This window comes from Rhodococcus sp. KB6, assembly GCF_001445685.1.
Taxonomy (GTDB): Bacteria; Actinomycetota; Actinomycetes; order Mycobacteriales; family Mycobacteriaceae; genus Rhodococcus_F; species Rhodococcus_F qingshengii.
The window spans coordinates 1-12,938 of sequence record NZ_LNAK01000041.1 but is presented as its reverse complement, the minus strand read 5'-3'; the positions used below and the strand labels follow the sequence as shown (position 1 = coordinate 12,938).

General features: G+C 60.2%; 2 protein-coding genes. Both read right to left on the bottom strand.

Translation table 11 applies throughout. The features are described from left to right. Positions 1 to 7,873, bottom strand: a 7,873-nt coding sequence (locus tag ASU23_RS06980; protein WP_156423118.1) for a non-ribosomal peptide synthetase, incomplete at its 3' end; no start/stop codon positions are given. 273 nt (positions 7,874 to 8,146) lie between these two features. Beyond that, positions 8,147 to 12,938: non-ribosomal peptide synthetase (locus ASU23_RS06975; protein WP_156423117.1), on the bottom strand; the 4,792-nt coding region annotated here is incomplete at its 5' end.

Below are 12,938 nucleotides of genomic sequence, written 5' to 3'. Positions count from 1 at the left end.
TCAACGACGGAACCATGTACGACGGCAACACCGCACGCAGCGAATCCGTAAGCGCTACAACATCAACCACCGCACCCGACGCCGGCACCACATACCCAACCAAGCTGTCACCCGACTTGGAGTCAGAGTGCATCACGACGACGGCGTCGTTTACGTTCTCATGCGTGAGCAGGGCTGATTCGATCTCACCCAGTTCGATCCGCTGACCACGCAACTTCACCTGGAAATCACTACGGCCGATGTACTCCAGCTCCCCCGATTTGGTCCATCGAACCAAATCTCCGGTGCGGTACAACCTGGCGCCGGCTGATCCGAATGGATCGGCGACAAATCGCAGCGCCGTCATAGCAGGCTCACCGTGATATGCACGAGCCACCTGCGGTCCACCCAAATACAGTTCACCGGCCACACCCACCGGCACTGGCGCCAACCGGCCGTCAAGCACAACAGTGGACGCGTTAGCGACGGGCGTACCGATCGGGACGACCACCGCCTCAGGAGTCGCCTCCCAAGCTGTTACCACCTCGACCTCGGCAGGCCCGTACCAGTTGTGCAGGCTCGCCGAGGCGTACCCGCTGAATCGGCGTACGGTGTCGGCGCTCAACGCCTCTCCTGCGACAAAGACTCGACGCACCGATTCCGGCAGCGGCGCGGGCACCGCGGACATGAATGCGCTCAACATCGACGGAACGAAATGCACCGTCGTGACCCGCTCTTGAGCGATGGTTTTCGCAAGATAATCTGCGTCCCGGTGTCCATCGGGAACCGCGATGACCAGTTTCGCGCCAGTTTGGAGAGTCCAGAACAATTCCCAGACCGAAATGTCGAAGGTGATCGGCGTTTTGTGCAGTACCACATCCGAGCAATCAAGCCTGTAGGTCGCCTGAGCCCACACCAACTGGTTCACCGTTGCGCTGTGTGTAATGGCAACGCCCTTGGGTCGACCTGTCGAACCTGAAGTGAAGATCAGATACGCCGTGTTTTGCGATCGCAAAGGCGAATTGCGTTCAGAGTCGGCAATCCGGCGAGATGGGAACCCGTCCAAGTTCAGAGCCTCGACAGTCACCATCCGTCGACCCGTCGACGCGAACTGATCGCGAGCGGTAGTCAGAATCAGTACCGGATCCGCCGCCTCTACGACGTACTCGGTGCGTTCTGCTGGATGATCTGGATCGATAGGAACGTAGGCGCCCCCAGCCTTCAGAACGGCGTAGATCGCAACCACGAGGTCAATGCTCCGACGCATCGCCACACCGACCAACTGCTCAGGTCCGACTCCTTCGGAAATGAGGTGACGCGCGAGTTGATTGACCTTGGCATCGAACTCCGCATACGTAAGTTCAATTGCGTCCATGGCCAACGCGACAGAGTTAGGCGTCCGCGCAACCTGCTCGTCGAACAACGAGACCAGCGTCGCATTGTCCGAGCACAAAGATCCGGCCGAAACAGCTTGTGCCAGTACCTGTTCACTCTCGCTCTGTGAGAGTACGGGAATATCACCCACCAGTACGTCCGGAGTTGCGGACACTGTGCTCAGAATTCGCAACAGACGATCGACGAATTCCAGCACCGTTGATTCGTCGAACAGGTCGGTTGCGTAGTTGAACGACCCGTGTATCCCTGAGGGTTCTCCAGACTCGCTGATGACCTCGGACAGAGTGATCTGAAGGTCGTATTTCGCCGTTCCCGAGTCCGCTTCGATCCCGGAAATCGTGAGTTCTGGCAACACGAACTGCGTTTGCGCAAAGTTCTGGAACACCAACAAAACCTGGAACAGCGGTGAGTGCGCAGTAGAACGCACGGGGTCGATCTCATCCACCAACCACTCGAACGGCACATCCGCATTGGCAAACGCCGATAGATCGATTTCACGCACCTGCTCCAGGAACGAACCGAATCCCTCCGACGCTTCGACGTTCGTGCGTAAGACCAGCGTGTTGACGAACATACCAATCAGATCGTCGAGTTCGGCCTCCCCGCGTCCTGCGACAGGAGTACCAAGCACCACGTCCGTGGAACTGCTCAGTCTGGACATCAAAACAGCCACAGCCGCGTGAATGACCATAAAGACAGTGACGTTGTGACCCTCTGCAAGCCTCGACAAGTCTGAATGAAGGCGTGCATCGATCGTGAAATTGACTGTCGCTCCGCGTAACGACTGAATCGCGGGCCTTGCACGATCCAAGGGGAGATTCAAAACGGGGGGGACGTCAGCCAACTGAGTTCGCCAATACGCAATTTGCTTCGACGCGATCGAGTCCGGGTCACCATCTGAGCCCAACATCTCGCGTTGCCACAACGCATAGTCCGCGTACTGCACTCCGAGAGGTGCCCACCCCGGAACCACCCCCCGAGATCGGGCCTCATACGCGACCATGACATCGCGCCCGAGTGGCCCGACTGAGGAACCGTCTCCGGCAACGTGGTGGATCACGACAACCAACACGTAGTCGCCAGAGCCAAGGCTGAACAGTTTCGCTCGAACGGGGACCTCAGCACCGACGTCGAATCCCTGTCCGACAACCTCTGCTACGCGCAGCATTACAGACTCGGCGTCGACCTCGACTGGACTCAAGTCCAGCACGACCTCTTCGGGTGGAACAATTACCTGCATTGGTCCATCTGGATCGCTTGGGTACAACGTTCTGAGCGACTCGTGCCGTGCCAGGACATCGGAAACAGCAGCTTTCAGCCCCGCCACGTCCAGCTTCCCTGAAAGCCGGATCGCGAGAGGAACATTGTAGACCGGCGACTCTGGGTCGAGTTGGTTCAGAAACCACATCCGTTGCTGTGCAAGGGACAACGGCACCCGCTCCGGACGCACCCGAGCAGTCAACGCCGCCCGAGCACCCGAACCGATCTTGGTCTGAACCCGGGCAGCCACGCGCTCGACCGAGGACACCTCGAACAGCACCCGTACCGGAACCTGCGTATCGAGCGCCTGCCCAAGGCGGGCAACCATCCGAGTCGCAATCAGCGAATTGCCACCCAAAGCAAAGAAATCATCATCAAGCCCGACCCGATCCACACCCAACACCTCGGCGAAAACCGAGGCAACCGACTCCTCCACCGGAGTCACCGGAGCCCGGAACGCCGCAGCCTCGAACACCGGCTTCGGCAACAGCTTCCGATCCAACTTCCCCGAAGCATTCAGCGGGAACGCATCCAACACCATGATCTGCGACGGCACCATATACGACGGCAACACCGACCCCAACGAATCCACAAGCGCCGCAACATCAACCACCGCTCCCGACGTCGGCACCACATACCCCACCAACTGATCACCGGTCTTGGTCGACACCACCGCCACCGACGACACCGACACCGACACATCGGCCACCAGGGCCGACTCGATCTCGCCCAACTCGATCCGCTGACCCCGGAACTTCACCTGGAAATCAGTGCGCCCGATGTACTCGAGCTCCCCCGACCAGCCCCACCGCACCAAGTCCCCCGTGCGGTACATCCGATCGCCGACACTGCCATGAGTGAACGGATTCGCGACGAAGCGATCCGCCGACAAATCCGGACGAGAAACATACCCACGAGCCAACTGATCACCCGCAAGATACAACTCTCCCGCAACACCCGCCGGCACCGGACGCAATCGCGAATCCAAGACGAAAACCTGCGAATTCCACTGCGGCACACCAATAGAAGCCACACCACCGTGGACAGCATCCGTCACATCCGCGAACGTGATCGACACCGCGGCCTCGGTCGGACCATACAAGTTGTGAACCCGCGCGCTTGAAACAACACCGAAATCGCGCACCGTCTGCGCCGGCAACGCCTCACCGATGACGAACACATCACGTAGCGAATCCAACTGGCTGGCAGAGACTTCCCCCGCGAACACCGACAGCATCGTCGGCACGAAGTCCGTCACCGTCACGCGCTGATCAGCGATCACCGACGCCAAATACCCCGGATCCCGATGACCGTCATGAGTGGCCACCACCAACCGAGCACCCACCGCCAACGGCAGGAAGAACCCCCACAAAGACACGTCGAACGTCGTCGCAGTCTTCTGCAGATACACATCCGACCCGGTCAGAACATACTGCCCCTGCATCCACGCCATCTGATTGACGATCGCCGCATGCGAAACCGCCACACCCTTCGGCTTCCCCGTCGACCCCGACGTGAAAATCACATACGCAGCATTCGAAACACGCAACGGCGCAACACGATCCACATCAGAAACAGGCGCATCCGAGAATCCGGACACGTCCAGCTCGTCTATCAACACCACATCGAATTTACTCGGCAACACCACACCGTCACCAGCAGTGGACAACACACAGACCGGTGCCGCGGTCTCGAGAATATGACCATTGCGCTCGACCGGATGATCCGGATCCAACGGCACATACGCCCCACCCGCAGCAACCACTGCATACATACCAACCACAAGGTCAACCGACCGGCGCATCGCCAACGCCACCAACGACTCCGGCCCCACGCCCACCGAAATCAGATACCGTGCAAGACGGTTCACCCGAGACCCGAACTCCGCATACGTCAGAGACTGCCCCTCGAACACCACCGCCACCGCATCCGGCGTCGCCGCCACCTGCGCAACAAACCCGTCGAGCAACAAAGCACCAACAGTCAACTCGTGAACAGTGTCATTGACCGCCACCAGCACCTGCGAACGCTCGCCCTCACCGAGCAACTCCACATCCCCGACAACCGAATCAGGCTCCGCCACCATTGCTTCCAGAACACGCACCAACCGCTCCGCAAACGAAACAACTGTCGACGCGTCGAACAGATCCGTCGCATACGTCAACGACATCGGCATCCCCACACCGACGCCGTCCTCCTCCAACGGCGTCACCGTCAACTGCAGATCGAACTTCGCGATCTCGACACCGGCGTCGAAACCGGCAATCGACAGTCCCGGCAACTCCACGACATCCTGCGCCATGTTCTGAAAGAACAACGCAACCTGGAACAACGGATGATGGGCCTGCGACCGCGCCGGATCAAGCACTTCCACCAAACGCTCGAACGGCACGTCCTCGTTGCCGAACGCCCCGAGATCGACCTCACGAACCCGACCCAATAACGCCGAGAAAGACTCCGAAGAATCCACCTCGGTCCGCAACACCAACGTATTGACGAACATACCAATCAGATCGTCCAGCTCCGGCTCACCCCGCCCTGCGATCGGAGAGCCCACCACAACGTCGTCACTACCGCTCAGCCGCGCCAACAACACCGCCAACGCCGCATGCACCACCATGAACAACGACACATTACGATCAAGCGCCAACTGCTCGAGCGCTCGATGTAACCGCGCGTCTATCGAAAACTGGTAACTCGCACCCTGATTGGATGCCACCAACGGCCGCGGGCGATCCGCCGGCAGCTCGATCCGCTCCGGCAACCCCGCCAACACCGACGTCCAATACCCCAACTGCTCAGACATCAACGACGACGGATCACCCTCGGACCCCAACACCTCACGCTGCCACAACGCGTAATCCGCATACTGCACCGCCAACGGCGCCCACCCCGGAACCTGTCCACCCGCACGCGCCACATACGCCATCGACACATCACGCACCAACGGACCCATCGACACACCGTCAGCAGCGATATGGTGAATCACCAACGCCAACACAAACTCCGACGAACCCGTCTGGAACAAACGAACCCGTAATGGCACCTCGACCGTGACATCGAACCCCTCTGCCACCACTGGCGTCAGCACACCGAGCAAGTCGGCCGCGTCGACAGTTTCGGGCAATACAGTTTCCACGAATTCGTCCACCGGAAGTACTTGTTGGAACCCGATGCCCTCGAATTCCGGATAGACGGTCCGCAACACCTCGTGCCGCGCAACAACATCCGACAGCGCTGCGGACAGTGCCGAAACATCGACGGCACCGGACAACCGCAACACGATCGGAATGTTGTTCACACCAGACACAGAGTCGAATCTCGACAAGAACCACATCCGCGACTGTGCAAGGGAAAGAGGTATCCGCTCCGGACGAGAGCGAGGGGCCAAGGCAATTCGCACACGCCCCGCTGAATCTGACAAAACAGATGCAAGACCGGAGACTGTCGAGTACTCGAAGAGCGTTTTGACCTGAACCCGCACATCGAAAGCCGCACTGAGACGCCCGGCCAATTTCGCAGCAATCAACGAGTTGCCGCCGAGTTCGAAGAAGTCGTCGTCAGCGCCGACTCGGTCCACCCCCAAGAGTTCTTCGAATATGCGCGCGACCACGACCTCACCATCGGAGGATGGCGCTACAAACTCTCGGGCCTCGAATACGGGATCAGGAAGTGCTGCTGAATCCAGCTTTCCTACTGGCGTCAAGGGAATCTCGTCGATGACAACGACAGCCGCCGGAATCATGTGACGGGGAAGATCCGTCTTGACCACTGCCAGGACGTCATCCCCGGACAGCACGGCTCCAACTGCAGGAAGCACATAAGAGATGAGAGCCGTTTCACCGCTGGGCAACACTCGCCCGAGCGTTGTCACGAACTCGACCCGTTCGTCGAGTGCGATGACCGCGTCGATTTCAGTCAACTCGATGCGGAAGCCACGGATCTTGACCTGGGAATCGGACCGTCCGACGTATTCGACGCTACGATCGCCGGCAGCACTTTCCGTCCACCGCACCACGTCCCCCGTGCGGTACATTCGTTCACCCTGTGCCCCAAAGGGATTCGCGATGAATCGATCGGCCGTCATACCTGCCAAATTGTGGTATCCGCGCGCAACCTGCGGCCCTGCAAGATAGAGCTCACCCGTAGTCCCCGTCGGTACAGGCTGCAAGCGGGCATCCAATACCAAAGACGCTGCACCACGAATCGGACCACCGATCGTGACGGGATCACCCGCGCCGAGTTCCGTCATGTTCGTGACGATCGTCATCTCGGTCGGGCCGTACGCGTTGACAAAGTGGCGTCCGGGCGCCCACTTCGCGACCAACTCTGGCGGACACGCTTCACCCGCGACCACGACGACAGCAACATCGTCGAGTCCAGATGGATCCACCGATGCGAGCACCGAAGGAGTAGCGCCGACATGCGTCACTCGCTCTGTCTTGATCAGCTCGGCTAGCTCGGGCCCACCGTAGATGCTCGATGGGGCAATCACCATGACGGCGCCAGCCCCGATCGTCTCGAGTAGTTCGAAGATCGATACGTCGAAGCTTGGAGTCGTGAAGTGCAAAACCCGCGAATTGCCGTCGAGCGACAGCATGCGAATTTGCTCTCGCTGCAGGACGGCTAGCCCCGAATGCGAAACAACAACACCCTTGGGTCGCCCTGTGGAGCCGGATGTGTAGATGACGTACGCGGCGTGCTGCTCACGCAGTGTCCTTACCCGCTCGTCATACGTCACTGGCGCGCCGGAGACAGCGGCCAACGACTCGACAGTGTCCGAAGCATCGATCGAGATCCACCCGACCGAGTCGGTTAACCCGGCGCGTGCACCCTTAGTGGTCAACCCGACCGAAACTCCAGAATCGCTGATCATGTAGGCCACGCGATCGGCTGGATAGTTCGGATCCACCGGGACGAAGGCGGCGCCGGACTTGGCGACTGCCCACAGTGCCAGAACGGACTCGATGGACCGCGGTATCGAAATTGCAACCCGATCCTCTGGCCCCATGCCGCCGGCGATCAACAATCTCGCCAAACGAGACGATTGCTCGTCCAACTCTGCGTATGACAGCGAACGTCCTTCGAACCGCAACGCCTCCCGCTCGGGCCCCAGCTCGACGGCCGCCGCCAGCAGTTGCGGAAGCAACGAGGTGCTGGCACGACGGCCGCGTGCCGGACGCTCTCGACGTGCCTTGCGAGCTACCGAAGTCCCTGGCGTCACACCATCGGAGCTCATGCGGTCACGACCTGCACTCGAACGGCATGCTGGAGGAACACGTGCTGCGTCAAGACAATTTCACCTTCGCTTTGGTACTGCAGTTCGATCAGTATTCGCAGGAATCCGATCACTTCCGAGGTTCTACCCTTGACCTGGGCAAATCGCGTTCGACGTCCCGGTAAAGCCCCAATAGTTGATCGGACACACCGAACCATTGTTACAGCTGTCGCGGAGTGGACATCATCGGACTGTTCGGGATATGGGAGTCCATCAACTTCGTGAACGGCGGCGTCAGCTCAGAGTCCACGTCGCGGGATCACACGCCAGGCGTAGATCTGGCAAAGCTCCTTCGACAACACCTGTGAAGACGTCTGTCGGACCAACCGCGTGCGAAACCCACTCCTCTGCAAGTAGCTCCTGTACCTCTGCGTCCTTCGCCGCTTCCGAGTACAGCAGTACGACGCCACCGACCGCTCCGCCAAGCAGAATAGTCAGAATCGATGTTTCGTCTTCCTCGGGACCGAAGTACATCAAACGCGATTCATAGTCGACATCGTGCTTCTGCGACATCGCGTCCAACTTCGCTGCGAGCTCTCCATGGGTGATCTGGCCAGGGTGCGAACCGGGAACCACGACCGCGATGTCGTCCGCGCTCAGCGGACGAAGCCGGTCCGTGTAGTTCACGGAACGACTCGAGTACGACGCCACCAACTCGATAACATCTGGCTGGTCCAAGTCGAGGCTCGTGTCCAGCGGTACGTCAGATTCGGCCTCACCCGAAATCAACGCCAAGGCCACACTCGGAGCCGTTTCTGTCCCACGTGCTGCTCCTGTAGCTCCTACCAGAGCTGCCGCGCCGGCTTTGGACAGCGCCCAGGCCGCCACCACCAGTTCGATGCCACGCAATCCTGTGATCCCCACCGTGTCGCCCGGACCGATCCCAAGATTGATCAGGTGGCGAGCGAGGCGAGATGATCGTGCATCGACCTCGTGGTAAGTCATTTCCTCCTCATCGCACACGACTGCGACAGCATCAGGATCAGCCTCTACGGAATTTGCCAATCGCTGTGGCACGAGTCGGCCCGTCGGAGCGCCAACGGCCGGGGGCGGCGTTGTGTCCACGGAGCCGAGGACTTCTGCTCGTTCGGAGTCGGTGAGCAGTTCGATGTCACCAATCGGACGTGAAGGATCCGAGGAGACCCGATCTAGAACGCGGACGAAGCGCTCGACATGTGCGTCGGCGGTTGCTTGGTCGAAAAGGTCCGCAGCGAAAACCAAATGGCCGAGCAACCCTCCCGTTACCGGATCTGAACTGAGATTGAGTTGGAGGTCGAACTTCGCAGTCGCCTCCACACCCTCGACAGCCGTGATCTTCAAATCCGGCAGACTGAACGAGGCTCCTGCCATCGGTTCGACCGACAGTGCAACCTGGAAGAGCTCGCTCGCTGACGCCGACAAGGCGCCGGTTACTTCCTCGAACGGGATGTCTCCGTTCGCAAATGCCTCGAGATCGACGTTTCGGACGAGCGAGACCAAGTCGCCGAATCCCGCTCCGAGATCCGGAGCGGTCCTGAGTGCAAGCGTGTTGACGAACATTCCGACTATGTCGTCCAGTTGCTGCTCACCTCGCCCGGCCACTACCGTTCCGATCGCGAAATCTCGGCTTCCACTCAACCGTGCGATGAGTACTGCAAGCGCAGCGTGCACAACCATGAACAATGTGGCGTTGTGTTCGCGCGCAATCTCGTTGAGCCGCGCCGCCGTCTCCGCGTTGACGGAGAACTCCGAGACACCGGCACGTGCAGACATCTGCGCGGGTCGCTGACGGTCGGAAGGCAATCCGGGCGTCGACGACACACCGTCCAACGTCCGGCGCCAGAAGTCGAGTTGCCGTGCAGCCTGTGAGCCGACCTCGCCAGCGCTACCGAGTACTTCGCGCTGCCAGATCGCGAAGTCCGCGTACTGAACAGTCAACGGCGTCCACGACGGCGCGGTGCCGCGCACGCGAGCCTCGTAGGCGACCATCATGTCTCGGGCAAGAGGTCCCATCGATTCACCGTCAGCGGCGATGTGATGAGCGACCAAGACGAATATGAAGTCTGCCGGGCCCAACTCGAGCAACCCAGTGCGTACAGGTACCTCCTGAGCTACGTCGAATCCGGTCGTCACCAACTCCACGACGCGATTGAACGCCGCGGCCTCGTCGTCCACCTGAATCGTTTCGAGAGGCGAAAGGAGTTCGTCGATCGCGACGATTTTCTGAACCGGCCCTTCGATGTCACTCGGGTAGCTGGTCCGGAGCGACTCATGTCGAACCAAAACGTCGTGAAGAGCCTGGCGCAAAGCCGCGACATCCAAGTTCCCTGTCAATCGCAGAGCCAACGGAATGTTGTATGCCGCAGAACCGGGATCCATCTGGTTTATCAACCACATTCGCTGCTGGGCCAAGGACAGAGGAAGACGTTCTGGACGTTCCCGCGCCTCCAACTCCATCCTCGCACCGGAACCTGCGGTCTTTTGCGCTACTACAGCCAAACCTTCCACTGTCGAGTTCTCGAACAGCACGCGCACCGGGACCTGCGCATCGAGTGCCTGCCCCAATCTTGCTGCCAACCTGGTAGCGATCAACGAATTACCACCCAGCGCAAAGAAATCGTCATCCAGACCGACCCGCTCCGCGCCCAACACATCTCCGAACACCGACGCAACAATTTCCTGCACCGCTGTGACCGGCGCCCGAAACTCTGCTGCCTCGAATACCGGTGACGGGAGAGCCTTTCGATCCAATTTGCCCGACGCATTGAGTGGAAGCTCGTCGAGGACAAGAACCTTCGAGGGCACCATGTACGTCGGAAGCACGGCCCGGGCAGACTCCAGAACTTCCGACGCATCTACTGCAGTTCCCACGACATACCCGACCAGGCTGTCGCCGAACGTCGCATCGCTGTGCAGGACGACCACCGCATCTGAAACCGCCTCGTGCGAGATCAGAGCAGATTCGATCTCGCCGAGTTCGATACGCTGCCCCCGCAGTTTGACCTGGAAATCCGATCGGCCGATGTACTCGAGCTCGCCCCGACCGTTCCACCTGACGAGGTCGCCGGTTCGATACAACCTGCTGCCGCCATCTGAGGCGCCCCTTTCCCCGCCCGCAAAGGGGTTGGCGACGAAACGCTCCGCCGTCAACGCCGCTCGGTTTCCGTATCCGCGACCGACACCGACACCACCGACATACAACTCGCCGATCACGCCCGGCGGCACCATACCCAACGACCGATCCAGAACGAACAGATCCATGTTCGGCACCGGTGCACCGATCGGAACGCTGACGGTGTCATGCGCAGTCACCGCGTGGAACGAGACCACGTCCGACGCTTCCGTCGGGCCGTAACTGTTCACCACGCGTACTCCGCCTGACAACAAACTGCCAAGACGATTAAGCCGGATCGACTCGCCTCCAAGGAACACAACATCGAGAACGCTCAAAGCAGACTCCTCGTCGGAATCCACCACGGCTTCGAACGCGCTCGGCGACATGTTCGCCACTGCAACGTCACCGTGCCCGACGCGAGCAACGATCGCATCCGGATCGAAACCGTCCGAGGCAAGCACTACGCTCCGACCGCTGCTCAACGCTGCCCAGACGTTCTTCTGCGTCAAGTCGAAACTCGGTGACGACGCGATCAATAGACCACCAGTTTCGGGCAACTCGCTGCGGTACCAGGCCACCGTGTTCTCGATGCCGGCCATCGGCACCAACGTCGGCTTCGGACGACCCGTCGAACCGGATGTCGAAATGACATACCCCAAGCGGTCCCCCGCACCGAGTTCACGCCATCGATCCGTCGGCCTCTCCACCATCGGCGAATCGCGCATGATGCTGTCGAGGACGATCACGTCCACCGCCAGATCGAGAGTCGTCGTACTCACCGCGCATCGGGCACCGGTGTCGGCGATTATCGCTTCGATCCGATCCTGTGGGTACGACGGATCGATCGGCCCGTACGCAGCACCCGCCTTCCACGCCGCCAACATACCTACGACCCACTCGACCGACCTCGGCACGATCAACGCGACGACGTCGTCCGGACCGACGCCGGCCGCCGTCAATCGCTCGGCCACCACGTTTGCGTAGGCGTCGAGCTGCCCATAGGTCAGCGCCTCGCCATCGCACTCGACGGCAAGAGAATCAGGCGTCCGCCCAACCTGTTCTTCGAACATCGCAGTCAAGGACGCGCCTGCCAACGCTGTGCGCCCACCAGCGGACCAGCTGAGAAGGTTGCTGCGCTCAGCAGCGGTAAGTACGTCGATATCACCCAACCGAACTGACGGATCAACAGTGATCTCAGCAAGGATGCGCCCGAACCTGCCGGCAAAGCCTGCCACCGTCGACTCGTCGAACAGATCCGTCGCGTACGTGAACTGCGCCGCCATCCCCGCCGGGGCACCCGCCTCGTCGAACTGCTCGACCATGGTCAGCTGCAGATCGAACTTGGCCGCCACCGTGTTGGCGTCGATTCCCGCAACTGTCAGATCGCCAAGTCGAAGCACCGACTGCTCCATGTTCTGGAACGACAGCATCACCTGGAACAACGGATTACGCGCCTGCGACCGCGCCGGATTGAGCACCTCCACCAACCGCTCGAACGGCAGATCTACGTGCGCAAACGCACCCAGATCGCCCTCACGGACCCGACCCAACAACCCCGAGAACGACTCCGAAGAATCCACCTCGGTCCGCAACACCAACGTATTGACGAACATCCCGATCAAATCATCGAGAACCTGCTCACCACGACCCGCCACCGGAGTACCGATCGCAATATCGGACGTCCCCGACAACCGCGACAACAACACCGCCAACGCCGCATGCACCACCATGAACAAGGACGAATTCGACTCACGGGCAATTTTTTTCAAAGAATGATGCTCTGGCGCGTCGATAACGAAAGCGTGTTTGGCGCCACGATTGGACGCCACCGCCGGCCGCGGACGATCAGCCGGCAAATCCAACTGATCCGGCAACCCCGCCAACGCCGACTCCCAGAACCCGATCTGACGCGAAATCAACGACGACGGATCA